This window comes from Pseudomonas sp. YA1 (genome assembly GCF_058680555.1).
Genome location: NZ_JBZWBG010000016.1, coordinates 49,709 through 75,950, shown reverse-complemented (window position 1 = coordinate 75,950; position 26,242 = coordinate 49,709). Strand labels below are relative to the sequence as shown.

25 protein-coding genes and 4 tRNA genes are annotated in these 26,242 nt (G+C 65.2%); 15 read left to right on the top strand and 14 right to left on the bottom strand.

Features of this window, described 5'->3' with window-relative positions:
* Window positions 1-62: 62 nt before the first annotated feature.
* The 6 genes from alaS (at window position 63) to AC4OR5_RS22310 (ending at window position 4,977) form a co-directional block, all read left to right on the top strand.
* Window positions 63-2,687 (top strand): alanine--tRNA ligase, encoded by a 2,625-nt coding sequence (gene alaS, locus AC4OR5_RS22335; protein ID WP_023112293.1) that lies wholly within the window; start codon window positions 63-65, stop codon window positions 2,685-2,687.
* 147 nt (window positions 2,688-2,834) lie between these two features.
* Window positions 2,835-4,073 (top strand): aspartate kinase, encoded by a 1,239-nt coding sequence (locus tag AC4OR5_RS22330; protein WP_003085971.1) that lies wholly within the window; start codon window positions 2,835-2,837, stop codon window positions 4,071-4,073.
* A 184-nt stretch (window positions 4,074-4,257) separates the two neighbouring features.
* The gene (csrA, locus tag AC4OR5_RS22325; protein WP_003085981.1) at window positions 4,258-4,443 is read left to right on the top strand and encodes a carbon storage regulator CsrA; all 186 of its coding nucleotides are present in this window, start codon (window positions 4,258-4,260) and stop codon (window positions 4,441-4,443) included.
* Window positions 4,444-4,504: 61 nt separating this feature from the next.
* Window positions 4,505-4,595 (top strand) — tRNA-Ser (locus tag AC4OR5_RS22320).
* A gap of 117 nt (window positions 4,596-4,712) precedes the next feature.
* Window positions 4,713-4,789: transfer RNA gene (locus AC4OR5_RS22315), tRNA-Arg, on the top strand.
* 111 nt (window positions 4,790-4,900) lie between these two features.
* Window positions 4,901-4,977: transfer RNA gene (locus AC4OR5_RS22310), tRNA-Arg, on the top strand.
* Between the two features lie 97 nt (window positions 4,978-5,074).
* Here the strand turns inward: AC4OR5_RS22310 and alpR are convergent.
* Window positions 5,075-5,788: a transcriptional regulator AlpR gene (gene alpR / locus AC4OR5_RS22305; RefSeq protein WP_003085982.1), complete on the bottom strand. Its 714-nt coding sequence runs from the start codon at window positions 5,786-5,788 to the stop codon at window positions 5,075-5,077.
* A gap of 170 nt (window positions 5,789-5,958) precedes the next feature.
* On the opposite strand from alpR, the gene AC4OR5_RS22300 reads away from it, so the two are divergent.
* The 5 genes from AC4OR5_RS22300 (at window position 5,959) to AC4OR5_RS22280 (ending at window position 8,432) form a co-directional block, all read left to right on the top strand.
* Entirely contained in the window at window positions 5,959-6,489 is a 531-nt protein-coding gene (locus AC4OR5_RS22300; protein WP_009315311.1) for a hypothetical protein, read from the top strand.
* A 164-nt stretch (window positions 6,490-6,653) separates the two neighbouring features.
* Window positions 6,654-7,028, top strand: a complete 375-nt coding sequence (locus tag AC4OR5_RS22295) for a phage holin family protein (RefSeq protein WP_003085986.1) — start codon at window positions 6,654-6,656, stop codon at window positions 7,026-7,028.
* A complete protein-coding gene (locus AC4OR5_RS22290; protein ID WP_003085989.1) occupies window positions 7,021-7,296 on the top strand; it encodes a phage holin family protein in 276 nt (91 codons plus the stop codon). The genes AC4OR5_RS22295 and AC4OR5_RS22290 overlap by 8 nt, the downstream gene beginning before the upstream one ends.
* A 91-nt stretch (window positions 7,297-7,387) precedes the next feature.
* Complete coding sequence (locus AC4OR5_RS22285; RefSeq protein ID WP_058160029.1) at window positions 7,388-7,894, top strand: phage neck terminator protein; 507 nt, start codon at window positions 7,388-7,390, stop codon at window positions 7,892-7,894.
* A 52-nt stretch (window positions 7,895-7,946) separates the two neighbouring features.
* Window positions 7,947-8,432, top strand: a complete 486-nt coding sequence (locus AC4OR5_RS22280) for a hypothetical protein (protein WP_021264332.1) — start codon at window positions 7,947-7,949, stop codon at window positions 8,430-8,432.
* 45 nt (window positions 8,433-8,477) lie between these two features.
* Here AC4OR5_RS22280 and AC4OR5_RS22275 read toward each other — a convergent pair whose 3' ends face one another.
* On the bottom strand, window positions 8,478-8,993 hold the full coding sequence (locus tag AC4OR5_RS22275) for a DUF4124 domain-containing protein (RefSeq protein ID WP_058160030.1): 516 nt from the start codon (window positions 8,991-8,993) through the stop codon (window positions 8,478-8,480).
* 326 nt (window positions 8,994-9,319) lie between these two features.
* On the opposite strand from AC4OR5_RS22275, the gene mgtE reads away from it, so the two are divergent.
* Window positions 9,320-10,768, top strand: coding sequence for a magnesium transporter (gene mgtE, locus AC4OR5_RS22270; RefSeq protein ID WP_003085996.1), 1,449 nt, complete (start codon window positions 9,320-9,322; stop codon window positions 10,766-10,768).
* A 49-nt stretch (window positions 10,769-10,817) separates the two neighbouring features.
* Here the strand turns inward: mgtE and AC4OR5_RS22265 are convergent, their stop codons facing one another.
* The 3 genes from AC4OR5_RS22265 to rimO all read right to left on the bottom strand — a co-directional run bounded on the left by AC4OR5_RS22265 (window position 10,818) and on the right by rimO (window position 13,049).
* The gene (locus AC4OR5_RS22265; protein ID WP_003085997.1) at window positions 10,818-11,210 is read right to left on the bottom strand and encodes a hypothetical protein; all 393 of its coding nucleotides are present in this window, start codon (window positions 11,208-11,210) and stop codon (window positions 10,818-10,820) included.
* On the bottom strand, window positions 11,203-11,664 hold the full coding sequence (locus AC4OR5_RS22260; protein WP_003085999.1) for a YehS family protein: 462 nt from the start codon (window positions 11,662-11,664) through the stop codon (window positions 11,203-11,205). Before AC4OR5_RS22260 ends, AC4OR5_RS22265 begins: the two co-directional genes overlap by 8 nt.
* 62 nt (window positions 11,665-11,726) lie before the next feature.
* Window positions 11,727-13,049, bottom strand: coding sequence for a 30S ribosomal protein S12 methylthiotransferase RimO (gene rimO, locus AC4OR5_RS22255; RefSeq protein ID WP_058160031.1), 1,323 nt, complete (start codon window positions 13,047-13,049; stop codon window positions 11,727-11,729).
* A 246-nt stretch (window positions 13,050-13,295) separates the two neighbouring features.
* On the opposite strand from rimO, the gene AC4OR5_RS22250 reads away from it, so the two are divergent.
* On the top strand, window positions 13,296-15,200 hold the full coding sequence (locus tag AC4OR5_RS22250; RefSeq protein ID WP_003140804.1) for a potassium transporter Kup: 1,905 nt from the start codon (window positions 13,296-13,298) through the stop codon (window positions 15,198-15,200).
* A 42-nt stretch (window positions 15,201-15,242) separates the two neighbouring features.
* Here the strand turns inward: AC4OR5_RS22250 and AC4OR5_RS22245 are convergent, their stop codons facing one another.
* From AC4OR5_RS22245 to mprF, 3 genes are all read right to left on the bottom strand, one after another.
* A complete protein-coding gene (locus AC4OR5_RS22245; protein ID WP_003140803.1) occupies window positions 15,243-15,791 on the bottom strand; it encodes a cytochrome b in 549 nt (182 codons plus the stop codon).
* Between the two features lie 158 nt (window positions 15,792-15,949).
* Window positions 15,950-17,233: a virulence factor family protein gene (locus tag AC4OR5_RS22240; RefSeq protein ID WP_023126471.1), complete on the bottom strand. Its 1,284-nt coding sequence runs from the start codon at window positions 17,231-17,233 to the stop codon at window positions 15,950-15,952.
* Window position 17,234: 1 nt separating this feature from the next.
* Window positions 17,235-19,880, bottom strand: coding sequence for a bifunctional lysylphosphatidylglycerol flippase/synthetase MprF (gene mprF / locus AC4OR5_RS22235; protein ID WP_003140801.1), 2,646 nt, complete (start codon window positions 19,878-19,880; stop codon window positions 17,235-17,237).
* Window positions 19,881-20,128: 248 nt separating this feature from the next.
* Between mprF and AC4OR5_RS22230 the strand changes: the two genes are divergently transcribed.
* Window positions 20,129-20,488 carry a PA0921 family PhoP regulated protein gene (locus AC4OR5_RS22230; RefSeq protein ID WP_003086013.1) on the top strand — a complete coding sequence of 120 codons (360 nt, stop codon included), beginning with the start codon at window positions 20,129-20,131 and terminating at the stop codon, window positions 20,486-20,488.
* A gap of 14 nt (window positions 20,489-20,502) precedes the next feature.
* On the opposite strand, the gene AC4OR5_RS22225 is transcribed toward AC4OR5_RS22230, so the two are convergent.
* Both AC4OR5_RS22225 and AC4OR5_RS22220 read right to left on the bottom strand, forming a co-directional pair.
* A complete protein-coding gene (locus AC4OR5_RS22225) occupies window positions 20,503-20,817 on the bottom strand; it encodes a transcriptional regulator (protein ID WP_003109929.1) in 315 nt (104 codons plus the stop codon).
* 178 nt (window positions 20,818-20,995) lie between these two features.
* A tRNA-Met gene (locus tag AC4OR5_RS22220) sits at window positions 20,996-21,072 on the bottom strand.
* Window positions 21,073-21,218: 146 nt separating this feature from the next.
* Here AC4OR5_RS22220 and dinB point away from each other — a divergent pair.
* Window positions 21,219-22,268 (top strand): DNA polymerase IV, encoded by a 1,050-nt coding sequence (dinB, locus tag AC4OR5_RS22215; protein ID WP_058160032.1) that lies wholly within the window; start codon window positions 21,219-21,221, stop codon window positions 22,266-22,268.
* Between the two features lie 6 nt (window positions 22,269-22,274).
* Here the strand turns inward: dinB and AC4OR5_RS22210 are convergent, their stop codons facing one another.
* The 4 genes from AC4OR5_RS22210 to AC4OR5_RS22195 all read right to left on the bottom strand — a co-directional run bounded on the left by AC4OR5_RS22210 (window position 22,275) and on the right by AC4OR5_RS22195 (window position 26,241).
* Window positions 22,275-24,203, bottom strand: coding sequence for a sulfatase-like hydrolase/transferase (locus tag AC4OR5_RS22210; protein ID WP_024947563.1), 1,929 nt, complete (start codon window positions 24,201-24,203; stop codon window positions 22,275-22,277).
* Between the two features lie 112 nt (window positions 24,204-24,315).
* Entirely contained in the window at window positions 24,316-24,723 is a 408-nt protein-coding gene (locus AC4OR5_RS22205; RefSeq protein WP_003117111.1) for an META domain-containing protein, read from the bottom strand.
* Window positions 24,724-24,790: 67 nt separating this feature from the next.
* Window positions 24,791-25,216, bottom strand: a complete 426-nt coding sequence (locus AC4OR5_RS22200; protein WP_003086023.1) for a hypothetical protein — start codon at window positions 25,214-25,216, stop codon at window positions 24,791-24,793.
* Between the two features lie 35 nt (window positions 25,217-25,251).
* Window positions 25,252-26,241, bottom strand: coding sequence for a 2-hydroxyacid dehydrogenase (locus AC4OR5_RS22195; RefSeq protein ID WP_003112591.1), 990 nt, complete (start codon window positions 26,239-26,241; stop codon window positions 25,252-25,254).
* Between the last annotated feature and the right edge of the window lies 1 nt (window position 26,242).

Here is a 26,242-nt window from a genome sequence, read left to right as displayed (position 1 = left end):
GGCCGATATAATGCGGCCCTTTGCCGGCGATTCGTGGCCGCCAATTTTCCGTGGAAGAACCTATGAAAAGCGCTGAAATCCGTGAAGCCTTCCTCCGCTTCTTCGAAGAGAAGGGACACACCCGTGTCGCTTCCAGTTCGCTGATCCCGGCGAACGATCCGACCCTGCTGTTCACCAACGCGGGCATGAACCAGTTCAAGGACTGCTTCCTCGGCCTGGAAAAGCGCGCCTACACCCGTGCGACCACCAGCCAGAAATGCGTGCGCGCCGGCGGCAAGCACAACGACCTGGAAAACGTCGGCTACACCGCGCGGCACCACACCTTCTTCGAAATGCTGGGTAACTTCAGCTTCGGCGACTATTTCAAGCGCGACGCCATTCATTACGCCTGGGAGTTCCTCACCGGCGAGAAATGGCTGAACCTGCCCAAGGAAAAGCTCTGGGTCACCGTCTACGCCACCGACGACGAGGCCTACGACATCTGGACCAAGGAAGTCGGCGTGCCCGCCGAGCGTATGGTGCGGATCGGCGACAACAAGGGCGCGCCCTATGCGTCCGACAACTTCTGGGCGATGGGCGATACCGGACCTTGCGGTCCCTGCACCGAGATCTTCTTCGACCATGGTCCGGAGATCTGGGGCGGCCCGCCCGGTTCGCCGGAAGAGGACGGCGACCGCTACATCGAGATCTGGAACAACGTGTTCATGCAATTCAACCGCACCGCGGACGGCGTCATGCACCCGCTGCCGGCGCCGAGCGTGGACACCGGCATGGGCCTGGAGCGCGTCAGCGCGGTACTCCAGCACGTGCACTCGAACTATGAGATCGACCTGTTCCAGAACCTGCTGAAAGCCTCCGCCGAGGCCATCGGCTGCGCCAACGACGACGCGCCGTCGCTGAAGGTGGTAGCCGACCACATCCGTTCCTGCAGCTTCCTGATCGCCGACGGCGTGCTGCCGTCCAACGAAGGTCGCGGCTACGTCTTGCGGCGGATCATCCGCCGCGCCTGCCGCCACGGCAACAAGCTGGGCGCCAGGGGCACCTTCTTCCACAAGATCGTCGCAGCGCTGGTCGCCGAGATGGGCGATGCCTTCCCCGAGCTGAAGCAACAGCAGGCACACATCGAGCGCGTGCTGAAGACCGAGGAAGAGCAGTTCGCCAAGACCCTGGAGCAAGGCCTGAAGATCCTCGAACAGGACCTCGCCGAACTGCAGGGCAGCGTGATTCCCGGCAACGTGGTGTTCAAGCTGTACGACACCTATGGCTTCCCGGTCGACCTGACCAATGACATCGCCCGCGAGCGCGAGCTGACCATCGACGAGGACGGCTTCGAGCGCGAGATGGAGGCCCAGCGCGAGCGCGCCCGCGCTTCCAGCGCCTTTGGCATGGACTACAACAGCCTGGTCAAGGTCGACGGCGAGACCCGCTTCCTCGGCTACCAGGGCGTCTCCGGCGCCGGGCAGATCGTCGCGCTGTTCAGGGACGGCCAGGCCGTCGAGCGCCTGGAGGAGGGCGAGGAGGGCGTCGTGGTCCTCGACCAGACGCCGTTCTACGCCGAGTCCGGCGGCCAGGTCGGCGACAGTGGCTACCTCGAGGCGGCTGGCGTGCGCTTCGACGTGCGCGATACCACCAAGGCCGGCGGCGCGCACCTGCACCACGGCGTGGTCGCCCGGGGCAACCTGAGCGTCGGCGCCGCGGTCAAGGCCGAGGTCGACGCCTCGGTACGCCAGGCCACCGCCCTCAACCACTCCGCGACCCACCTGCTGCATGCCGCGCTGCGCCAGGTACTGGGCGACCACGTACAACAGAAGGGCTCGCTGGTGGACAGCCAGCGCCTGCGTTTCGACTTCAGCCACTTCGAGGCGATCAAGGCGGAACAACTGAAGGCCCTGGAGGATATCGTCAACGCCGAAATCCGTCGCAACACCGAGGTCGAGACCGAGGAAACCGATATCGACACCGCCAAGGCCAAGGGCGCCATGGCGCTGTTCGGCGAGAAGTACGGCGACCAGGTGCGCGTGCTGAGCATGGGCGGCGATTTCTCTGTCGAGCTGTGCGGTGGCACCCACGTATCCCGCACCGGCGACATCGGCCTGTTCAAGATCACCAGCGAGGGTGGCGTGGCTGCCGGCGTACGCCGTATCGAGGCGGTCACCGGCGCGGCGGCGCTGGCCTACCTGAACGGTGCCGAGGAGCAGCTCAAGGAAGCCGCCAGCCTGGTCAAGGGCAGCCGCGACAACCTGCTGGACAAGCTCGGCGCCCTGCTGGAGCGCAACCGCTCGCTGGAGAAGGAGCTGGAACAGCTCAAGGCCAAGGCTGCCAGCGCGGCCGGCGACGACCTTTCGGCGGCGGCGGTGGAAATCAAGGGCGCGAAGGTACTCGCCGCGCGCCTCGATGGTCTGGACGGCAAGGCGCTGCTGGCGCTGGTCGACCAGTTGAAGAACAAGCTCGGCCGCGCAGTGATCCTGCTCGGCGGCGAGCTGGACGGGAAGGTCGTACTGGTCGCAGGCGTGACCCAGGACCTGACCGGCCAACTGAAGGCCGGCGAGCTTATGAAGCAAGCCGCGGCGGCAGTTGGTGGCAAAGGTGGCGGACGCCCGGATATGGCCCAGGGCGGCGGCACCGATGCAGCGAAATTGGACGAGGCCCTGGCCCTGGCCCAGCGCTTCGTCGAGCAAGGGCTCTGATGCCATGCCGGCCCCGCGCCAGAGCGACGCGGGGCCGGGCGGCCAGCGCCCCTTGATGCCCGGCCGGCGGTGCGCCCCGCCAGTCCGGGTAGCGAAAGAATGTGGCAGGTTCAAAAGGGCGCCCTTCACGGAATCAGGCGGTTTGAAATGGCTTTGATCGTACAGAAGTTTGGAGGGACCTCCGTCGGCACCGTCGAGCGTATCGAGCAGGTGGCCGAGAAGGTGAAGAAATTCCGCGAAGCGGGCGATGACGTCGTCGTGGTGGTATCCGCCATGAGCGGCGAGACCAACCGTCTGATCGGCCTGGCCAACCAGATCATGGAGCAGCCGGTTCCGCGCGAACTGGACGTCATGGTCTCGACCGGAGAGCAGGTGACCATCGCCCTGCTCAGCATGGCCCTGATCAAGCGCGGCGTGCCGGCGGTCTCCTATACCGGCAACCAGGTGCGTATCCTCACCGACAGCGCGCACACCAAGGCGCGCATCCTGCACATCGACGACACCCATATCCGCGCCGACCTCAAGGCCGGCAGGGTAGTGGTGGTCGCCGGTTTCCAGGGCGTCGACGGCAACGGCAACATCACCACGCTGGGCCGCGGCGGTTCCGATACCACCGGGGTGGCCCTGGCGGCGGCGTTGAAGGCCGACGAATGTCAGATCTACACCGACGTCGACGGCGTCTACACCACCGATCCGCGCGTAGTGCCGCAGGCCCGCCGGCTGGACAAGATCACCTTCGAGGAAATGCTGGAAATGGCCAGCCTCGGTTCCAAGGTGCTGCAGATCCGGGCGGTCGAGTTCGCCGGCAAGTACAACGTTCCGCTGCGCGTGCTGCACAGCTTCCAGGAGGGTCCGGGCACCCTCATTACTATCGATGATGAAGAGGAATCCATGGAACAGCCGATCATCTCCGGCATCGCCTTCAACCGCGACGAAGCCAAGCTGACCATCCGTGGCGTACCCGATACCCCCGGCGTGGCCTTCAAGATCCTCGGGCCGATCAGTGCCGCCAATGTGGAAGTCGACATGATCGTGCAGAACGTGGCGCACGATAACACCACCGACTTCACCTTCACGGTGCATCGCAACGATTACCTGAACGCCCTGGAAATTCTCAAGCAGACCGCCGCCAACATCGGCGCGCGCGAAGCCATCGGCGACACCAACATCGCCAAGGTTTCCATCGTCGGCGTCGGCATGCGTTCGCACGCCGGCGTGGCCAGCCGCATGTTCGAGGCGCTGGCCAAGGAAAGCATCAACATCCAGATGATCTCCACCTCGGAAATCAAGGTTTCCGTGGTGATCGAAGAGAAGTACCTGGAACTGGCGGTACGTGCCCTGCACACGGCGTTCGAGCTCGACGCGCCGGCGCGACAGGGTGAGTGACGCTGGCAGGCGAAAGGCGCGGCAACCCCGCGCCTTTTGTCGTTTTTGACCGTTCGGCAGGAACTTTCATTCCGGCGGGACTGGTCAATACTGGGTGAAGGATCGCGCTCTTGATTTCTGCGGATCCGCCGCCATTTCTTTTTTGCAGACTGTTGTCCTGAAATATTCGCGTGAGGAGAAAGGAATGCTGATTCTGACTCGTCGGGTCGGAGAGACCCTGATGGTAGGTGACGACGTCACCGTGACGGTACTGGGTGTCAAAGGGAACCAGGTGCGCATCGGCGTCAACGCGCCGAAGGAAGTCGCCGTGCACCGGGAGGAAATTTACCAGCGCATCCAGAAAGAGAAAGATCAAGAGCCAAACCATTAATTTTTATCTAATTTTCCCTTTGCAAACGGGGTAAAGATGGGTATCATGCGCCCCGTGTTGCGGAGAGGTGGCCGAGTGGCCGAAGGCGCTCCCCTGCTAAGGGAGTACACCTCAAAAGGGTGTCGGGGGTTCGAATCCCCCCCTCTCCGCCATTCAAGTGTTAGAGGTTGATTCAGGCGGCGAAAGCCATCTTGGTAACTAAGTTACTGATTTGATTGAAAAAATCGCTTGACGGATAAAATCCACAATCTATAATGCGCCCCCACGACGCACTCATAGCTCAGCTGGATAGAGTACTCGGCTACGAACCGAGCGGTCGGAGGTTCGAATCCTCCTGAGTGCGCCATATTTCGAAGGGTTCCTCTCGTCAGGGGCTCGACGGACGAAGGATCGACAGTTGCGGTCTTTCACGGTAAAACAAGCGTTACCGGCAGGTGGCCGGAAAAAGCACCGACACGCACTCATAGCTCAGCTGGATAGAGTACTCGGCTACGAACCGAGCGGTCGGAGGTTCGAATCCTCCTGAGTGCGCCATACCGAAAGGGCCTGCAGCAATGCAGGCCCTTTTTCTTTGCCCGGGATTTTTCTTCCGCCGGAACGCGGCCCCGTCGTCAGGCGGGGCGGGAAGGGGTCAGACCAGCACCGAGTACCAGAACACCCGGCCGATCACGTTGATGTGCTCGGCGGCTTCCTGGGGCTCGTAGCGCTCGTCCGGGTGCTCGTCGCTGTTGAAGCTGCGAATGCGCAGGCCGCCGCCCGGAAGGCGGTAGAGCAGTTTCACGCGCAGTTGGCCGTCGTGGTCGAAGGCGTACATGTCGCCGTCCTTGATCGTCCGCGCGCTAGTGTCCACGCCTACCGTGCTGCCGTCCGGCAGCACCGGCTCCATGCTGTTGCCGCTGACCGTGACGCAGGCGGCACTGGCCGGATCGATGTTCTTCTTGCGCAGGGTGTACTTGCCGAAGCGCAGCTTGCGCCCGCCGGTCTGCAGGATCACCGTGCTGCCCTTGCCGCCGGACAGCTCGATCTCCTTGTAGAAGGGCAGTTCGATCTCGTCGGCATCCAGGGGCGTTTCGTCGTCCCATGACTCTACTGCGCCAAGCCAACTGGCATTGGGTCCTGCGTTCGCCTGGCCGCGCTCGGCGAGCATCTCGCCGCGACCTTCCGCCAGCCACAGGGGGTTGACGCCGCAGGCGCCGGCGATCTGCGCGACGAAGCTGGTGGCGCGGGACTTGCCGCGCTCCAGATCGGAAATGGAGGTCTGGGTCATGCCTACCGCCTGGGCAAGCTGGACCTGGCTGAGATGGGCGTGCTTGCGCGCCGCCTTGATGCGATCTTTGAGTTCCATAGGGGGCAAGACTAAGGGTGTGCCTGTGGCATTGCAAGCGTCCGTATATGGGTATTACCATAATTTCAGCGCTTTCCTACTCGCCTCGGGTAGGACGGCGGCCCAACACAGCCACTGCGGGTGGCTAATGCGAGCGGCCAGCCAGGTGGGCCGGCCAAGGAGGGAATACCATGTTTCAAAGTACCGAGCAGGCGCTGGCCGTGGCCTACTGGATGTTCGAGCACCAGCCGGGACCGAAGTCGTCGACGGCGATGGTGATCGATGGCCTGCGCGAGCGCTTCGATCGCAGCTTCATCGAACACCTGCCCAGCGGTTTGAGTCCGCACGAATGGCAGGCCCAGGCGGTGATGACCGTGCGTTTCGCCCAGCGCCAGCTGGCTGCGCACCCACTGGAGCTGGCGGTGGTGCGGGCCGAGTTCGCCCGCGGGCGGGATTTCGTCCTTGGCCTGGCGGCTTTGCGCGACTGGCTGAAGCCCGGGGCCGACCCGATCGAGCAGCGGGCGACCCTGGCCTTGCTGATGCGCATGTTCCGTCGTCCGCCGTCGAGCATCCGCGAGATCGAGCGACTCAGCGGCCTGTCGAAGAGCACCCTGCATCGCTGGGACAAGGAATGGCGCGAGCGGGTCGTCGCTTTGCTGCGCCAGGCCTTGCAGCGGCTGGAGGAGCCGATGGCGGAGGTGGGGATCGTGTGCGAGCGCTAAAAAAATTTCTATATGAAAACGGGTTTTCCCATATTGACGCTATGGGACGATAAAGGTATAAATTCTCCACGATTGAAATTCCTCTGGCCGAAGCCCGCCGATGCGGGCTTCGGCCGTTCCGGGCCCGCCTTTTCGGCGGGCCTTTGCATTTCCGGGAGTCATCCATGTCCGAGCCAAGCTCTGCGGCCTCCGCCGCCAGCGCAATGGCTGGCGTCGGCCTGGCCATGTACCTGCCGGGTATCGATGGCAACGCTTTGCTGGGAGGCTTCGGCGGCGCCATCTTCTTTGTCGTGTTCGCCCGTGACTACAACGCCCTGACCCGCCTCGGCTATCTGCTGGTGTCCTGGGTCGGCGGCTATTACGCCGGAATCGAGGCGCTCGGCCGCGGGTTGACCCAGACCAGCGGCATGGCCGCCTTCGTCGCCGCGACCCTGTGCGTGACCGGCGGCATCGGCATGCTCGAGTGGATGCGTGGCGGTGAACTGCCCAACTGGATGCGCGGGCTGTTGCGCCGCCGGGGAGGCAAGTCCGATGGTTGATCCGCTGTCCACCCTGACCGTGCTGGTCTGCTCGGCGATCTGCATGCGCCTGATCACCTATCGCCGCGCCGGCGCGCGTTTCCGCCCCGGCGTTTCCCTGTGCGCCTACCTGCTGGCGTTGTGCACCGGCTGCCAGGCGCTGGGAATAGTGGCCGGGCTGTATCGCGCCGAGCACCTCTCGCCGTGGATGCTCGGGGTACTGCTGGTGCTGCTGGTCCTGCTGTTGCAGGCGCGCGGCAACCTGGCGCGGGTCCTGCGCCTGCATTGAACGAACGCACTTCGCTCCGGCCTGGCCGGCGGTTGTATCCGCCGCGTCGGTGCCTGTCCGTCATCCATCCATTCTGAAAAAGGAGTTCGCCATGTCCAGTGCAACCGTGCGCCTGGATCACGCCGCCCTGCGCGAAACGTTGCGGCAGTTGTTCGGCCTGCCCGCCGGCAGCGTCGTCGATGCCGATCAACTGCTGGCCCCGCCGGCCATCCCCTTCATGACCTTGCGCCTGGAGTCCTCGAGCCTGCTTGGCAAGGTGCGGCGGGAGTTTTCCGCCAGTGGCGAGCAGGAGTCCCTGCTGGCCAGTTGCGAGAGCATCTTTCGCCTGACCTGGCATGGTCCCGAGGCGCACCAGTACCTGCAGGATGCCCGCTGCCTGCTGCAGTCAGGCAATGCCGGCGAGCGCCTGCGCGTGCTGAAGGCCAGCCTGCTGCGCCTGACGCCCATCGAAAACCTGTCCGTCGTGCAGGATGGCCAGGCGCTGGTGGGGCAGGCTCGTTTCGACCTTGTTCTCGCTCACGAACACGTGCTGCTCGTCGACCTCGAGCGCACCGCTCCCGGGCAGGCCTCCGGGGGGGCAGGTGGAACGGCTTCCTAGAGGTCGTTGCGATGCATCGTAGCGATGCCATCCATACATAGAGGAGAGATCCATGGTCATGTTGATCAGTCGTCGCGTCGGCATCGTTCGCCTGGATGCGGTGATTTCCGAAAACCTCGCGCAGGCTGCCGGGAGTGTCGTCGAGACGGGGCAAGAGGCTGCCGTCAGCGCGCGCGGCGACAAGCTCATCACCATCGTCGGCAGCATTGTCGACCATGCGCCCGCTGACGAGCCGTTGCCCTCCTTGCTGCCGATGGAGGGAGGCAGCCGCGCGTTGAACGAGTACCGTGTGCGCAAGGGCATCGCTGCCTTGACTTCACTGCAAGGCGCTTCCGAAACGGTGGACGTGCAAACGGGATTCCACCTGTATCGCGGTCTGTTCATCACGCGCGTTGTTGCCCGGCAAACCGCAGAAAGAGGATTGAGCCTGACCATAACCGCCAGCCAGAGGCGTGCGCGGCGGGTAGGCGGTAGGCTGCTGAAGACTGTCGTCCGTCTTTTCCATGCGGGCAGGGCGACACCCTGCCCGGCACGCTAAAGGCGATGCCGGTCCTGCTTTCATCGGTATGAGGTCGGCCCGGCCTTAGCTCCCGGGATCGACTCGCTCCACCCGGTACCTTCCCTTTCCCTTCACGCATCCCTCCTGATCGAAGCTCACGCTTCTCGCTCCCCGTCGCTTGTCGGCCTTGTACTGATAACGCACCTCCGCATTGTTCCCGCTGACCCGGTCCGGCTTGCCCAGCGCCCGCTCCACATCGGAGCGGGTCATTCCCGTCATTATTCGCTGCTCCACGATCGCCTTGCGGCGTTCCTTCTCGTCCAGGCGTCTTCCGCAGCGATCTTCTCTTTCTCCGATCACCGCGAGCGGCACGTTTTTCCGGCCGATGGACGCCTTTTTCGTCTTCGTCTCGGCCATCGGCGTGACGCTCCTGCCTCCCGGCGGCGGGTTGTCCGCCACGACGGTCTCGCCGGCCTGCCCGGCGGGGCAACCGAGTTGGGTGAAGCTGACATGGCCGCTGGCGTCTTCGCAGCGGAATACCGCAGCGGCCTCGCAGGTGGACGCCAGCGAGAGGAGGAGAACGAGGGACAGGGAACGCATGGCCGGCACTCCGGGTCGGATAAGGGTGAGTGCAGGCTAACGCGTTGCCTTTTTCCGCGGGGCCGAGTGTCCTGAGTGAAATTTCCGGCGTCGCAGTCAGGCGTCGAGTGACGATGAACTTTGTGCCGCAAGCGCTTGTTCTTGCCGCCATTTTGTAACGCGCAAAACGCAAGCGGAGTGTTATCATTATCCGTATCTGCCCCGAGAGGGCCCTTGGAACACCCCCATGGACTTACCCAGTAGAAACTCGAACAGTTTCCCGTTTGACCAATCACGTTTCTGATTGACCCCTTTGGCGTGCTCCGCTACTGGGGGTGGAGCGCGCTATGACCGAAGTAGAAGCCAAGAAGCCGCAGGAAAGCCTGCAGGACCGCCTAGCGCAGGTGGTCGAGCTGCTGCATCGCCACAAGGTGGTGGAGGACCTGACCCATCGTCAGGAAGGCCAGCACCATGACCGGGTGGAAAACCTCGTCCACCGGCAGAATCTCGTAGAACTCCAGCGCAAGCTGGAGGAACTGCACCCCGCCGACATCGCCCACATCCTCGAATCGCTGCCGCTGGACGACCGCCTTACGGTCTGGCAGCTGGTCAAGTCCGAGGACGACGGCGACATCCTCCTCGAAGTCTCCGACGCGGTCCGGGAAACCCTGATCGCGGACATGGACGACCACGAGATCATCGCCGCGACCAAGGACCTGGACGCCGACGAACTCGCCGACCTGGCGCCGGAACTGCCGCGCGACGTGGTCCATGAACTGATGGAAAGCCTCGACGCGCAGCAGCGCGAGCGAGTGCGTTCGGCGCTGTCCTACGAGGAGGACCAGGTCGGCGCGCTGATGGACTTCGAGATGGTCACCATCCGCGAGGACGTCAGCCTGGAAGTGGTGCTGCGCTACCTGCGCCGCCTGAAGGAACTGCCCGGGCATACCGACAAACTGTTCGTGGTCGACTACGACGGCGTGCTCAAGGGCGTGCTGCCGATCAAGCGCCTGCTGGTCAACGATCCGGACAAGCAAGTGCTGGAAGTCATGGCCACCGACCCGGTGACCTTCCACCCGGACGAGGACGGCTACGACGCCGCCCAGGCATTCGAGCGTTACGACCTGATTTCCGCGCCGGTGGTGGACAAGGGCGGCAAGCTGATCGGTCGTCTGACCATCGACGAGATGGTCGACCTGATCCGTGAGGAGAGCGAAAGCGAAGTCCTCAACATGGCCGGTCTGCGTGAAGAAGAAGACATCTTCGCCTCGGTCTGGAAGTCGGTGCGTAACCGCTGGGCCTGGCTGGCCACCAACCTGATCACCGCCTTCGTCGCCTCGCGGGTGATCGGCCTGTTCGAAGGCTCCATCGAGAAACTGGTGGCGCTGGCCGCGCTGATGCCGATCGTTGCCGGCATCGGTGGCAATTCCGGCAACCAGACCATCACCATGATCGTCCGCGCCATCGCGCTCGACCAGGTACAGCCGACCAGCAACAGTCGCAACCGCCTGCTGCGCAAGGAGCTTGGCGTCGCGCTGGTCAACGGCCTGGCCTGGGGCGGAGTGATCGGCGTGGTGGCCTTCTATCTTTACGGCAACTGGGAACTGGGCGTGGTGATGACCGCCGCGATGACCCTGAACCTGCTGCTGGCGGCGATGATGGGAGTGCTGATCCCGATGACCCTGCATCGTTTCGGACGCGATCCGGCGATGGGCTCCAGCGTGATGATCACTGCGATGACCGACAGCGGCGGTTTCTTCATCTTCCTCGGCCTGGCGACGATCTTCCTGATGTAGCCGAAGCGCCATGCAAGAAGCCGCCCAAGGGCGGCTTTTTTCATGGCGGTCAGATCAGCGGGGAAACCTTCGGTGGCGACCAGGACAGCACGCTCAGGCAGCGATCGCCGCCATTGACGAAATACTCGTCGACGGCCTTGGTCTCGCGGGCGACGAAGCCCTCGCGACGGCATTCCTGGTCCAGCCAGCCGCCTTGCTCGACCCGGTACAGCCAACCCTCGGACGCCGCACAGGCTGGCCAGAATTCCAGCAGGTCGGCAGCGTCGAGCTGGCGCAGGCCTTCGACTTCGACGAACTCGACGCGCCAGGTGCGCTGGTTGGCGAGGTCGCGGACGAGGATGGTGAGGCCGGCGCGATCCTGGCGGCACTCCAGGAACCAGGGGTCGACGCAGGGCGGCGCCTGGAGCAGAACCGCCAGCAGCGGCTCCGCGCGTTCAGCCACGGACGCGCAGGGTCAGGCCCTTGAGGAAGTTGCGCAGCAACTGGTCGCCGCAGGTCCGGTAGTTGCTGTGACCGGGCTTGCGAAACAGGGCGCTCAGCTCGGGTTTGGAGACCGGGAAGTCGACGCTGGCGAGGATGGCATGGAGGTCTTCCTCCTTGAGTTCGAAGGCGACCCGCAGCTTCTTCAGGATCATGTTGTTGCTCAACGGCAGCTCCAGCGGCGGTAGCGGACGCGACTCGTCGCGTCCGCGGCGCTGGATGATCAGTCCGTCCAGGCAGCGCGCCAGGTAGCGGTCGGGGCAGGCCTGGAAGCCGTCTTCGTCTTCCTTCTTCAGGTAAGCCTCGAGCAGGTCCGCTTCGACTTGCTCGCCGAACGGGGCGGCCAGTTCGGCCAGATGTGCATCGGGAAGATCCAGCAGGTAGCGCAGGCTGCGTAGTACGTCGTTGTTGAGCATCGTGCTCTCCGGAACGGTTGGCGATGAAAAAGCCCCGCGGGGCGGGGCTCTTCAGGGAGGGCTCAGACCAGCTCGGCCCAGAGGTCGTACTCGTCGGCATCGGTGATGCGCACGCGGACCTTGTCGCCCGGCTTCAGCTCGTCGCTGTCGACGAACACGTTGCCGTCGATTTCCGGAGCGTCGGCCCAGGAGCGGCCGACCGCGCCCTGTTCGTCGACTTCGTCGATCAGCACTTCGATTTCCTTGCCGACCTTGAGCTGCAGGCGAGCGGCGGAGATCGCCTGCTGGTGGGCCATGAAGCGTTCCCAGCGGTCCTGCTTGACCTCGTCCGGCACCGGCTCCAGGCCCAGCTCGTTGGCCGGAGCGCCTTCGACGGGGGAGTACTGGAAGCAGCCGACGCGGTCGAGCTGGGCTTCTGTCAGCCAGTCGAGCAGGTACTGGAAGTCTTCTTCGGTTTCGCCCGGGAAGCCGACGATGAAGGTCGAGCGGATGGTCAGTTCCGGGCAGATCTCGCGCCACTGCTTGATCCGGGCCAGGGTCTTGTCCTCAAAGGCCGGGCGCTTCATGGCCTTGAGCACCTTCGGGCTGGCGTGCTGGAAGGGGATGTCGAGGTACGGCAGGAGCTTGCCGGCGGCCATCAGCGGGATCACGTCGTCGACGTTGGGGTACGGGTAGACGTAGTGCAGGCGAACCCATACGCCCATGCTGCTCAGCGCCTCGCAGAGTTCCTTCATGCGGGTCTTGACCGGCTGGCCGTTCCAGAAGTCGGTCTTGTACTTCAGGTCCACGCCGTAGGCGCTGGTGTCCTGGGAAATCACCAGGAGTTCCTTGACCCCGGCCTTGACCAGGCGCTCGGCCTCGCTCAGCACGTCGCCAACCGGCCGGCTGACCAGCTTGCCGCGCATGGACGGGATGATGCAGAAGCTGCAACTGTGGTTGCAGCCTTCGGAAATCTTCAGGTAGGCGTAGTGGCGCGGGGTCAGCTTGACGCCTTGCGGCGGGACCAGGTCGACCAGCGGGTTGTGTTCGGTCTTCGGCGGTACCACTTCGTGCACCGCGGTAACCACCTGCTCGTACTGTTGCGGGCCGGTGACCGCCAGCACGCTGGGATGCACGTCGCGGATCGCGTCCTCTTCCACGCCCATGCAGCCGGTGACGATGACCTTGCCGTTCTCGGCGATGGCTTCGCCGATCACTTCCAGGGACTCGGCCTTGGCGCTGTCGATGAAACCGCAGGTGTTGACCACCACGACGTCGGCGTCTTCGTAGGTCGGGACGACCTCATAGCCTTCCATGCGCAGCTGGGTGAGGATGCGCTCGGAGTCGACCAGCGCCTTGGGGCATCCAAGACTGACGAAGCCGACTTTGGGAGTGGGGGTGGACATGGCTAACCTCGGTAGGCGGGCGCGCTTGCTGGCGCCTCTGATCAAAAAGTGCGCAATTCTAGCGGCAGCGCCGCGGCTTTTCCAGTCTCCCGTGCAGCTCTTTTCCGGCTCTGGAAAAACTCTCCGCGGGCGCTCGGCAATCGGCTCCCCGGCCTTCTATAGTCATAGCAGTCCGGGGCCTCGGCGCTTGCATCGCGGACGGCATGGGCGCAGCATTTGCCGAATTTTTCCGGGGGAAAGCGTTTCATGAGTGATGCAGCGACGCGTGCCGAGGAGACGTCGGAGGGGCATTCCAGCTCTGCCATCGGCCTGATGGTCGGGGCGGTTGGAGTCTGCTATGGGGATATCGGCACCAGTCCCTTGTATACCCTGAAAGAGGTTTTCATCGGCGGCTACGGGGTGCAGGCCAACCACGATGGCGTCCTTGGCGTGCTGTCGCTGATCTTCTGGTCGCTGGTCTGGGTCGTTTCCATCAAGTACGTGATCTTCGTCCTGCGTGCCGACAACCAGGGCGAGGGCGGGGTGATGGCGCTGTCGGCCCTGGCGCGCCGGGCGGCGGCGCCGTTCGGCAGGCTGCAGACCTTCGTGGTGGTTGCCGGCCTGATCGGCGCGGCGCTGTTCTACGGCGACAGCATGATCACCCCCGCGATCTCGGTACTGTCGGCGGTAGAAGGGCTGGAGATTGCCTTCGACGGCCTGGAGCACTGGACGGTACCGCTGGCGCTTATCGTGCTGATCGGCCTGTTCCTGATCCAGAAGCACGGCACCGCGCGGATCGGTATCCTGTTCGGCCCGGTCATGGTGCTCTGGTTCGGCGCCCTGGCGGCGCTGGGTGTCTACGGGGTGATCCAGCAGCCGGAAGTGCTGCAGGCGATGAACCCTGTATGGGCCGTGCGTTTCTTCGGTTCGCATCCCGGCATCGGTGTCGCCATCCTCGGCGCCACCGTACTGGCGCTGACCGGCGCCGAGGCGCTGTACGCCGACATGGGCCACTTCGGTCGCAAGCCGATCGCCCGTGCCTGGTTCCTGCTGGTGCTGCCGGCGCTGGTGCTGAACTACTTCGGCCAGGGCGCGACCATCCTTTCCAACGCCGAGGCGGCGCGCAACCCCTTCTACCTGCTGGCGCCGGGCTGGGCGCTGCTGCCGATGGTGGCGCTGTCTACCCTGGCCACGGTGATCGCCTCCCAGGCGGTGATCTCCGGCGCCTTCTCCCTGACCCGCCAGGCGATCCAGCTCGGCTACGTGCCGCGGATGACCATCCAGCACACTTCCAGCCACGAGCAGGGGCAGATCTACATCGGCGGGGTGAATTGGGCGCTGATGGTCGGCGTGGTCCTGCTGGTGCTCGGCTTCGAGTCCTCGGCGTCGCTGGCGGCGGCCTACGGCGTGGCGGTGACCGGAACCATGCTGATCACCACCCTGCTGATGGGCGTGGTGATCTGGCGCCTGTGGAAATGGCCGCTGTGGCTGGGCGTCCCGTTCTTCTGCGTGATGCTCGCGGTGGACAGCCTGTTCTTCGCCGCCAACCTGCCCAAGGTGATCCAGGGCGGCGCCTTCCCGGTCATCGCGGGTATCGTCATCTTCATCCTGATGTCCACCTGGAAGCGTGGCCGCCAACTGCTGGTGGAGCGCCTCGACGAGGGCTCGCTGCCGCTCTCGGTGTTCATTTCCAGCATGCGCGTGCAGCCGCCGCACCGGGTCCAGGGGACCGCGGTGTTCCTGACCGCGCGTACCGACGCGGTGCCTCACGCGCTGCTGCACAACCTGTTGCACAACCAGGTGCTGCACGAGCAGGTGGTGCTGCTCACCGTGGTCAACGAAGACAGCCCACGGGTTCCGCCGGATCGCCGTTTCGAGGTCGAGGCCTATGGCGACGGGTTCTTCCGGGTGATCCTGCACTTCGGCTTCATGGAAGAGCCGGACATCCCGGCGGCCTTGCGCCTGTGCCATCTCAACGAACTGGACTTCAGCCCGATGCGCACCACCTACTTCCTCAGCCGGGAGACGGTGATTCCATCCAAGCGCATCGGCATGGCGCGCTGGCGCGAGGGGCTGTTCGCCTTCCTGCTGAAGAACGCCAACGGCAACCTGCGCTATTTCAACCTGCCGCTCAACCGGGTGATCGAGCTGGGAACCCAGGTCGAGATCTGATCCGTTCCGCTGCAACAAAGCGCGCCCGATTGGGCGCGTTTCTCAGCGCCGTTGCGGCAGCATCCGTACCAGGGTGTTGTCGTGGCTGACGAAGTGATGGAAGAGTGCCGCGGCGGCGTGCAAGCCGATCAGGAAATAACCGGCGTTGCCGATGGTTTCGTGCCATTCCTTGATTTGCCCGGCGAGGTCGGGGTTCTTGTCTACCAGCGGCGGTAGCTCCAGGCCGAAGAACGGTATCGGCTTGCCGGCGGCGCTGAGGATCAGCCAGCCGGCGAAGGGCAGGCCGATCATCATCAGGTAGAGGGCGTAGTGCATCAGCCTGGCCAGCGTCGCCTGCCAGGCGGGGATGGCGGGCTCTATGCGCGGGGTAGGGCTGGCCAGGCGCACCAGCAGGCGCAACCAGACCAGCAGGAAAACGCTCAGGCCAAGCATGAAGTGCCATTGCTTGAGCAGTTCGCGGGTTTCGCTGCCCTTGGGGAAATTGCCCTTCAGTTCGATACAGGCGTAGACCCCGGCGATCAGCAGCAGGGTCAGCCAGTGCAGGGCAATGGTCAGGCTCCCATAACGGGACTCGGTGTTTTTCCAGCTCATCACGGTTCCTTCTCTTCGGCTCTCGGGAGCCCGCTCTGCGGCGGGTCGGCCGGTATTCTCGGCGGCTTCGCCGAAGCCAGCCGGAATGCCCCCGGCAGGCTCAGTCTAGCTGGCGCCGGCCGGGGACAAGAAGGAAGGAGCAGGGAGCCTGATCGCGGTCAGGCGTCGGGAGCGTTCTCGCGGTCGCGGATGGCCTGGAGCATCTTCTTCGCCAGGGACAGGTAGTCCTCGTCGAAGTGGTGGCCGCCCGGCAGTTCGAGCTTCTCGCCGACGGCCTGGGGTTGGGTACAGCCGCTTTCGTCCTTTTCTTCGGCGCCATAGATGCAGAACACCTTGGCCGCCGGCAACCTGGCCATTTCCGGGCCGGTGGCGGCTTCCTCGCCGGCCTTGCCCAGCCAGCCTTCCACTTCGATCTCGAAGCTGCCGGTCCGCGCCAGCGCCAGCAGGAGCATGGCTTTCACTTGCTGCTGGTCCTTTCCGGGCAGGCGGTTGTAGATCGCCGGCAGGATGTCGGCGCCGAACGAGTAGCCGGCCAGGACGAAACGTTTCGCGCCCCACTTCTCGCGGTAGTGTTGCATCAGCTTGGAGAGGTCGGCGGCGCTCTGTTCCGGGCTCTTGTGTTGCCAGTAGTAGCGCAGGGTGTCGATGCCGACCACCGGGTAGCCCATGCTCGCCATATGCTCGGCAGAGTCCTTGTCCAGGTCGCGCCAGCCGCCGTCGCCGGAATAGAACAGGGTGACGATGTCCGAGGGTTGCGCCGCGGGGACCTCGAGTACCGGCAGGGCCTCGGCGTTGCCTTGCAGTTGCAGGCGCAACTGATGGGCGAGCACGTCGGACAGCGGGGTGTCGTAGTCGCTGATGCTGGTTTCCGCGCTCGACTGCTTGCGGACGAAGACCGCGGTGTCGTCGTCCGGGTTGTCGTTCCAGGCCAGCAGCCACTGGCCGTGCGCTGCCTGGTGCGGCAGCGGGGCGTCGCAGTCGCGCTCGGCCAGGGCAATGTCGAAGCCGACCGAGAGCGCCTTGGCCTTGTCGTCGTCCTGGCTGGCGAGCCAGCGCCAGGCGGTGGTCGAGCCCGGGCCGATGCCGGCGACCAGGTTCGGCTTGCCGCCGAGGCGGGCAATGACCGCTTCGAGCCGGGACTGCTGCGCCCTGCAATCGCCGTTTTCCGGGGGGAAGTACTGGATCACCCGGGCGGCGCTGTCGTGAGCCAGGTTCAGCATCTGGGCGTCGTTCAGTTGCTGTTCGGGGGCGGCGATCACCACCACCCGCGAGCGCGGCTTCTCGCCGGGTTCGGCAAGGGTGGCGTGGCCGCCGTCGTCGAGGGCCAGGGCTTCCAGTTTCGCCTGGGCCGCCGGTCGGCTCCAGAGCAGCAGGGCGGCACCGACGATCAGCACCAGGGCGGCGACCAGAAAACGGCGCCAGTGACGTTTCACGACAGACATATCAGCGTTTCACCAATCCAGTCAGGCCGCCGGCGATCAGCGCGGCGGTATCGGCCAGGGCCACCAGCGGGTCGAGCCCGGCTGGCACGGCCAGGTAGCGGGGTTCCCAGTCGGGCTGGAACTTGTCCTTGAAGCGTCGCAGCCCCTGGAAATTGTAGAACTGTTCGCCCCGCCGGAAGACCAGTGCGCCCAGGCGCTGGGTCAACGGCGCGCCGCGCCTTGGCTGGAGCCCGGCCAGCGGCACCATGCCGAGGCTGAAGCGCGCGTGGCCCTGGGCCTTGTAGTGGAGGATGAGGCCGAGCATGAGGAACTCCATGGTCAGCTTCGGCGCCTCCGGGTGCACGCGCATCAGGTCGAGGCTCGCCAGTTCGCGGCTGTCGGTTTCCAGCAGGTTGGCGAAGGCCACCGGCTTGCCCTGGTGGCGGACGATGGCGATGCGGAAGAAGTTCAGGTACGCCGGGGTGAAGCGGCCCAGGGAGAAGCCTTTCTCGCGCACCTGCTTGCCGCCCAGCCAGGCGTCCGATATCGCCTTCAGCTCGTCCAGCGGAGCCTGGCCCGGTTCATGGAACTCCAGGGCCAGCCCGTCGCGCTGGCCGCGGTTCCAGGTGTAGCGCAGGTCTTTCATTTCCTTGCCCTTGTTCTCCAGGTCGAAGCGCAGCAGGTCGACTCGCGCTTCTTCGCCGAGCTTGAGGGCGGTCAGGCCGATGTCCATGTAGAACGGCAGGTTCTCGGCACGCACCTGGTAGAACACCGGGCGGGCATGGTGCAGGTCGCAGAGGTCGCGGAACTGCCAGATCAGTTCGGCGCGCTGCATGGCTGGGCCGATCGGGTCGTACAGGGCGATCATGCTGCGACCGCGGCGGGCGTACATGAGGAAAGCGTCGTCGCCCTCATGGAAGAGCAGGGCCTTGTCGCCGGTCAGGGCCAGGCCGCCATCCGGCTGGTCCGAGTGGCGGATGATCCGCGCCGCGCGCTGCAGCTCTTCCGCGTCCGGCTCGCGGATCGCCGGCGGTGCCGCGCGCAGCAGCCAGCCAAGGGCCAGGGCCAGGAGCAGCAGGCAACTGCCGAGGGCGGCGCGCAGGGCGCGCGGGGCGTCGGCGTCCAGGGCGAACTGCCACCAGAGCTGGTTGCTGTAATGCACGTCCTGGTTGGCGAACAGCAGCAGCCAGACCGAGGCGCCGACCACGCAGATGCTGGCACCTACGTAAAGCGGCGAGAAGGGTACTTCCATCAGCCGGCTGGGACGGTAGAAGGAGCGGCGGAACATGGCGAGCAGCGCGGCGGTCAGGCTCAGCAGGCTGGCTTCTTCCCAGTCGAAGCCTTTCAGCAGCGAAAGCAGGGCGCCCACCAGCAACAGCACCAGGGTCAGGGCCCAGGCGGCCGACAGCCGTCGGCGCAAACCCTGCGCGAGCAGCAGGCAGAGCACGCCGATCAGGCTGGCGACCAGGTGCGAGGCATCGATCAGGCGATGTGGAATGAGGAAGCCGAGGTGCTCCAGGCGGGTGTCGATCGCCGGCGTGGCGCCGGAAAACAGCAGCACGACACCGGAGAGGAAGACCAGGATCGCCAGGATCGGTGCGGCGAAACCCGAGGCGACGCGGATCGCCTGGCGCGTCACCCACAACCGGCGCGCTTCGAGGAACAGCAACAAAAGGCAGGCCAGCAGCAGCGGCAGCACCACGTAGATCAAGCGGTACAAGAGCAGGGCCGCGGCCAGCGGCGCGGCGCCCAGTTGGCCGGCGAACGCGGCCAGCAGCACCGCCTCGAACACCCCGACTCCGCCCGGTACGTGGCTGAGTACGCCGGCGGCCAGGGCGAGCAGGTAGACCAGCAGGAACGCCGCGAAGGGTGGGGTTTCCGGCAGCAACAGATAAAGGACGGTAGCGGCGGCGGCGACGTCGAGGGCGGTGATCAGCAGTTGCAGCAGCGATAGGCGCAGGCCTGGCAGGCGCAGGCTGCGGCGGCCGAGGCGGACCAGCAGGCTGTCGGGGGACGGCCGTTCTCCCGGCAGACGGTGCCGGGCCAGGAACGCCACCAGGCCGACAGCCAGCAACAGGACGGCGATCGCGATGACGGCGACCAGGGCGTGGGGCAGGTGCAGCGCCGATGCCGCATCGTCGAGGTCGCAGAGTGCGGCGAGTGCCGCCAGCACCGGCAGTGCGCAGCCCAGGGAAAGGCTGGCAAATAGCGTCATCCGGGCAATTTCGGCAGCGCCGATGCCATGCCGGGAATACAGTCGGTAGCGTACGGAGCCGCCGGAAAGCAGCGACAGACCTACCGCATTGCCGATGGCGAAGGCGCTGAAGCCACCGGTGGCCAGGCTGCGCATGGGCAGCGTGACGCCAGCGAAGCGGCTGGCCGACCACTCGTAGCCGAGCAGGATGACGAAGCCGAGGGCGGTCGCGCCCAGGGCGCCGAGCAGCGCCGGCCTGGGCACGTCGGCGATGGCATCGTGGAGGGCGCCGGGATCGATCTCCCGTAGCAGGTGGTAGCAGGCCACCAGCGCCAGGCCGAACAGCAGCAAAGTGAAGACCAGGCCGATGGGCTGGCGGTAGGCGGTAATCCGATCGATCAGCCGGATGCGTTGTGGGGACGCGGGAGAGCTGGGTGGAGCGGGATGTTCTGGAACGGGAGCGTCGGTGCGCATCAGCCACCTCATGGGAATTTGCGCGACAGAGTATGGCCTCTCGGGCGAGTTCCCAAGTGGTCGCAGCAGATTTTTTCTGTGCGGGGCGGCGTCCTGTCACAGGGAGAAGACCGCCGGGTTTTTCAGGAGTTGCGTCGGCGAAGTGGCCGAAGGCCATTTGCTGGTGTTCGTTCAGCGATGGTTCAGCTTGCCGTGGGCATAGTGGCGGCTTGCACTGTCCGACCATTTCCGAGGGGGGAAGGGTGACGATGATCCAGGCGGGCATTCATGTCGGCGCCGGAGTCGTGCTGGGCGTGGCCGCTGGATGGTGGCTGGGGGATTGGGAACAGTCGTTGCAGGTCAAGGACTCGGTGGCGCGGGTCGATTGCCTGTTGTACGGCGTCCTGCTGGTGGTGTTGCTCCGCCACGACGGTTGGTTGCGCCGCCTGGGCCAACTGGGCCTGGGGCTGTTCTGCGGTTCCCTGCTGGTCTATTCGGTGAATCCGGCAAGCCTGTTCGCTGCGAAAGAGTCCTGGAGCCTGGCGCGGATCTCCATGCGGGCCTTCGGTCCGCTGGTGATGCTGGTCGTGGGGATGGCCTGCGCGCGCCTGGCACACGAGTTGCGCTGACGCAGGCGTTGCGCTCACGCCGGAGTCAGGTGACGCGATTCCTCGCGGTATTCCTTCAACCAGCGCAGCACTTCCACGGCCTCCCAGCGAGAGGGGTCGTACAACGCATAGATCTCGCCCTGGTAGCCGACCACATCGAGCGGCCGGTGGAAGCCGGCGCGCTGGAACAGCGCCTCGATCTCGGCGAAGCAGGTGTTGAAGTGCACGCGGGTGAACGGCGTCTTGCCGTCGGTGACCAGGCCGTCCATCTGCAATTCGTCCACTGCCTGGCGGATGTCGTCGAGTCCCATCCGGTTCACGCTGCGCTTCAATTGTTCGACGTTCAGCATCTATCTGTCCTTTCCGTATCCGTTACCGAGCATTCATCGAAGGCTGAGCTAGCTGTACGAATATACAGTTAAATGTGCGATGATGCGAGCGAACGGAGGGCGAGGCGATGCAGTGGAGCACGAGTGTCGGAATGCAAAAAGCCCCGGCGCTATCGTTAGTGCCGGGGCTTTTCGAATGTGGTTGCGGGAGCTGGATTTGAACCAACGACCTTCGGGTTATGAGCCCGACGAGCTACCAGACTGCTCCATCCCGCGTCTGTGTGGGCGCATTCTACGGACTCTCGTCGGGCTGTCAATCGATTTTTCGAAAAAAGTGTTTTTTCTTCAAATGCTTAGCGCTTGCCCAATGCTAGAATTCGGCGCTCCGGGGCAGGCCCGGCGGGGCTTGTAGCGAGATTCCGGTGCGGAAAATCATCCATATAGACTGCGACTGTTTCTACGCCGCCCTCGAGATGCGCGATAACCCCAGCCTGCGCGGCAAGGCGCTGGCGGTTGGCGGTTCGCCGGACAAGCGCGGAGTGGTCGCCACTTGCAGCTACGAGGCGCGGGCCTATGGCGTGCGCTCGGCGATGGCCATGCGCACGGCGCTCAAGCTGTGTCCCGATCTGCTGGTGGTGCGCCCGCGTTTCGATGTCTACCGGGCGGTGTCGAAGCAGATCCATGCGATCTTCCGCGACTATACCGATCTGATCGAGCCGCTTTCGCTGGACGAGGCCTACCTGGACGTCAGCGCTTCGCCGCATTTCGCCGGTAGCGCCACGCGGATCGCCCAGGACATCCGCCGCCGGGTGGCCGAGGAACTGCACATCACCGTTTCGGCGGGCGTCGCGCCGAACAAGTTCCTGGCCAAGATCGCCAGCGACTGGCGCAAGCCGGACGGGCTGTTCGTGATTACCCCGGAGCAGGTCGACGGGTTCGTCGCCGAGTTGCCGGTGGCCAAGTTGCATGGCGTCGGCAAGGTCACGGCGGAGCGCCTGGCGCGGATGGGCATCCGCACCTGCGCCGACCTGCGCCAGGGCAGCAAGCTGAGCCTGGTGCGCGAGTTCGGCAGCTTCGGCGAACGCCTGTGGGGACTGGCCCATGGTATCGACGAGCGACCGGTGGAAGTCGACAGCCGGCGCCAGTCGGTGAGCGTCGAATGTACCTTCGATCGCGACCTGCCGGACCTGGCGGCTTGTCTGGAGGAACTGCCGACCCTGCTCGAGGAGCTGGACGGACGCCTGCAACGCCTGGATGGCAGTTATCGGCCGGACAAGCCGTTCGTGAAACTGAAGTTTCACGATTTCACCCAGACCACGGTGGAACAGTCCGGCGCCGGGCGCGACCTGGAGAGCTACCGGCAATTGCTCGGCCAGGCCTTTGCCCGTGGCAATCGTCCGGTGCGCCTGATCGGCGTTGGCGTGCGCCTGCTCGACCTGCAGGGCGCCCACGAACAACTCAGGCTGTTCTGATGCTCCTCATGGCGTCAACGAAGTCGCGAGGCTCCGCGGCGACGGCTCTTCCCTTACCGGCAAGGCGCTGAAGCGGCCGAGATCCTGCAGCAGTTCCAGGCGTGCTGCACGGAGCGGGCCGCGTATGGCTTCCTGTTGTTCCACGTCGAGCGGGCGGTCGTCGCCATCGCTCACCGGACCGTGGTGACGGTCCGCGCCACGCAGTGGGAAGCTCACCTTGAAGCCTTCGCCCAGGTAGGCGATGCGCGTGGTATCGGCGCTCACCGCATAGTCGCGATGGTAGTCCGCTGCGAGCAGGTCCTGTCCCAGCGAGTAGTCGCGGGGCGGATTGCGTACGCCCAGCAGCGGCAGGAGCGTTGCGGGCAGGTCGATGTGGCTGGTGATGCCGCGGACGGCACGGGGCGCCTGTCCGGGAATGTTCAGTACGGCGACGGTGCCGGTCTGGTAGCGATTGAACTCGGTGTTGTGGCCCCAGCGCGAGCGTTCCATGAACTCTTCCCCATGGTCGCCGAGCACCACTACTACGGTGTTTTCCAGCAGGTGCTGGTTTTCCAGGTGCTGCAGCAGGCGGCCGATCTGTGTATCGACTTCGCGCACGGCATTCAGGTAGCGGTTCTTGATCAGCGGCATCTGCGCCTGGAAATCGGTGGTCAGGTAGTTGAAGTTGACCAGATAGGGGCGGATTTTCGCGGTCTCGTCGCGGAAGCTGTAGTTGGCGTGGCTCGACTCGAGGAACAGGCAAGCGAAGAACGGCCGGTCGGGTAGTCGGCGATCGACGAAGCGCAGCAGGTCGTCGGTGTTCCGGGCGTCGCGCTGCCAGGCAGGCTCCGGGCTATCCAGCACGTGCAGGTCCTGCGGGCGCAGGTTGACGAACACGCTGCGGTCGAAGGGCGGATAGCTGAAACGTTGCGCGGCATTGATCCGGAACTGGTAGTTCTGCTGCCTGAGTACCTCCATGAGCACCGGCGGCTGGCCAGCCTTCAGCACGGCGTCCCAGTAGCCGCCGTGCAGCCCGTAGAACATGCCGAAGACGCCCATCTGGGTCAGGTTGCCGCTGCTGTAGTGGTTGTCCAGGCGGATTGCCCGGTTGGAGAAGTCCCACAGCCTGGGCATGTAGCGCGGATCGAGCATGTCCCCGCGGAGCGACTCGGCGACGATCCAGACGATGTTCAATGGGTGCGCCGGGGCGCTGATCTCCAGCGGCCGGAGCGGATAGTGCAGGTCGCTCTGCTGCTGGAGCAGCTCGCGCTGGGTGGGCGTCGGCTGGATGCCCAGGCTCCGCGCCAGGCTGCGGACGGTCAATGGCAGGTACAGCGGATAGCGTTCGCTGGCCAGCAGGATCGGCCGGTAGTCGCGCAGGGAGCTGAACGCATAGGCCAGGCGTTCGCCCAGGGCCAGGCAGAGGAAGGCCGCCAACAGGTAGCGCCAGGCGCGCCGAGGGAGCGCGGGAAGGCGTTCGCGGCTGACCTGGCAGGCGCTGTACAGCAGCACCTGCAGACAGAGCAGGGCCAGGGCCGCCAGGCTTGCGCTGAGCAGGGTGCCGTCGCCGCTGCCGAGGCTGGAGAGGCCGCCGGGCGAGACCAGCAGGCCGATGCTGAAACCGTTGAGGTGGAATCCATACAGGTCGTAGAGGGTGCGGTCGGCGTAGAGCAGTATCTGTACCGCCGCGCTGCCGACGATGGCCAGCACGCCTGCCAGCCACGGACTGAGGCGCACGGGAAGACGATCATGGAAATGCAGGAGCAGTCGGCAGGCGAGGTACACCGGGACTATATAAAGGAAGGCGTAGCTCAGGCTGGCAGCGACGCTCCAGAGCGGCAGCCAGGCGTCGTCGAAGACGATCCCGTCCTGCAGGCGCAGCACCTGCCAGAGCACCACCAGCCACGACAACAGAAAGAAGCGGTTGAGTGTCTCGGTGCTGGGTGGGGCGAACATCAAGCGTCTCCGGGCGAGGATGCGGAAGCCTAGGGACGTGGTGGTCAAGCGGGAATGAAATGGATGTCAAAAAAATGTAAACAGGCGGCGCCGGGTAGCGCCGCTTCAGGCTTCAGTCGTGCTCGGGGACCAGGCGCAGCGGCTTGCCTTCGGCCGGCCACAGGCGCAGCTCGTCGGTCGGCGAAATGTCCCAGTGCTGGACGCTCTGCAGCAGGGCCAGGAAGCGCCGTTCCTGCTCCATGATCTCCGCGGCGCACAGGCGGCGGGTGCTGCCGATGGCGCCGAACTGAAGGAGGTCGTCCTGCAGGGTGTAGCTGGCGAACCAGTGGTTGCAGCCGCCGTTGCCGAAGGCACGGCCCTGGCCGTCGAAGGTCAGGCTGATGTGGCTGTAGTCCATCGTCGGTTGTGCGCCGACCCAGTCGACCTGGTAGGCCTGCTCGGTTTCCAGGGTGGTCTCCTGGCTGGCGCAACCGCCCAGGACCAGGGCGGCGGAGGCGAAGAGGGCGATAGAGGGTTTCATGGCGTTTCCTTTGCGCATTTCGTACGGGCGATAGTTCACAGACCGTCGGTCGGACGGAGCGTTCGCCCTACTGGCATTTCGGGCACAGGTGCTTGCCTTCGCGGCTGCTCCAGCCCAGTTCGTGAATGCGCTCTTCGGCGGCCGGCGCCAGGGCCTTGCGACCGAGACTGGCGTCCACGGCGAACTCGAAGTCGAGACGAGCCTGGCACTGGTCGCAGTCGACCTGCCAGGTATGGATCGCCAGTTCGCGGAACGCTGGGCCGCGGGCGACCGCCAGCCACTGGCCGGGTGGGTTGATCAGGTGGCGGACCTTTTCCACGGTCAGGCGCATGCTCAGGGTCTTGCTGCCCTTGAGGCTGACCAGCAGCACGTCGTCGGCCTTGATCGAGCCGCCGGTGCCGGTGACCTGGTAGCGCCCCGGGGAGAGCGCGCGGCATTCGTTGAGGGTGTATTGCGGGTTGAGCAGGGTGTAACGGAAATCGTGTTCAGCCATGGAGCCTCCAATCAGCCGCGCATGCTACCACGCCATCAGGCCCGGACCCGATTGCGCGGCGTCCCGTCCTGCCAGGCGGCGATGTTGTCCAGGGTGGTGTCGGCGATCGCCGCCAGCGCCTCGCGGGTAAGGAAGGCCTGGTGGGCGGTCACCACCACGTTGGGGAAGCTCAGCAGGCGTGCCAGCACGTCATCCTGCAGGGGCTGGTCGGAGCGATCCTCGAAGAAGATATCCGCTTCCTCTTCATAGACATCCAGGCCGAGGTAGCCCAGTTGTCCGCTCTTCAGCGCCTCGATCAGCGCCGCGGCGTTCACCAGGGCGCCACGGCCGGTATTGATCAGCATCGCGCCGGGTTTCATCGTCGCCAGGCGCTGCGCGTCGATGAGGTGGCGGGTGTCGGCGGTCAGCGGGCAATGCAGGCTGACGATGTCGGACTCGGCGAGCAGGGCGTCGAGCGCCAGGTAGCGCCCGCCGAGCGCTTGGATACGCGGATTGGGATAGGGATCGTAGGCCAGCAGCTCGCAGCCGAAGCCGGCCATGATGCGGGCGAAGGTCTCGCCGATCTGTCCGGTGCCGATCACTCCCACGCGTTTGCCGTGGAGGTCGAAGCCGGTCAGCCCATGCAGCGAGAAATCGCCCTCGCGGGTCCGGTTGTAGGCGCGGTGCAGGCGCCGGTTGAGCGTCAGGATCAGGCCGACCGCGTGCTCGGCGACAGCGTGCGGCGAATAGGCCGGGACGTGCACCACCGGCAGGCCGAGCGCTTCGGCGGCGGCCAGGTCGACGTGGTTGTAGCCGGCCGAGCGCAGGGCGACCAGGCGCGTGCCGCCAGCGGCCAGGCGTTCCAGCACCGGCCGCGAGAGGTCGTCGTTGACGAAGGCGCAGACTACTTCGAAGCCCTGGGCGAGGACCGCCGTGTCCGCCTGCAGGTGGGCCTGCTGGAAGTGCAGTTCGAAGCCGTGCCGGTGGTTGCTGGCCTGGAAGCTCTCGCTGTCGTAGGCCTGGCTGCTGAAGAACAGGATGCGCATG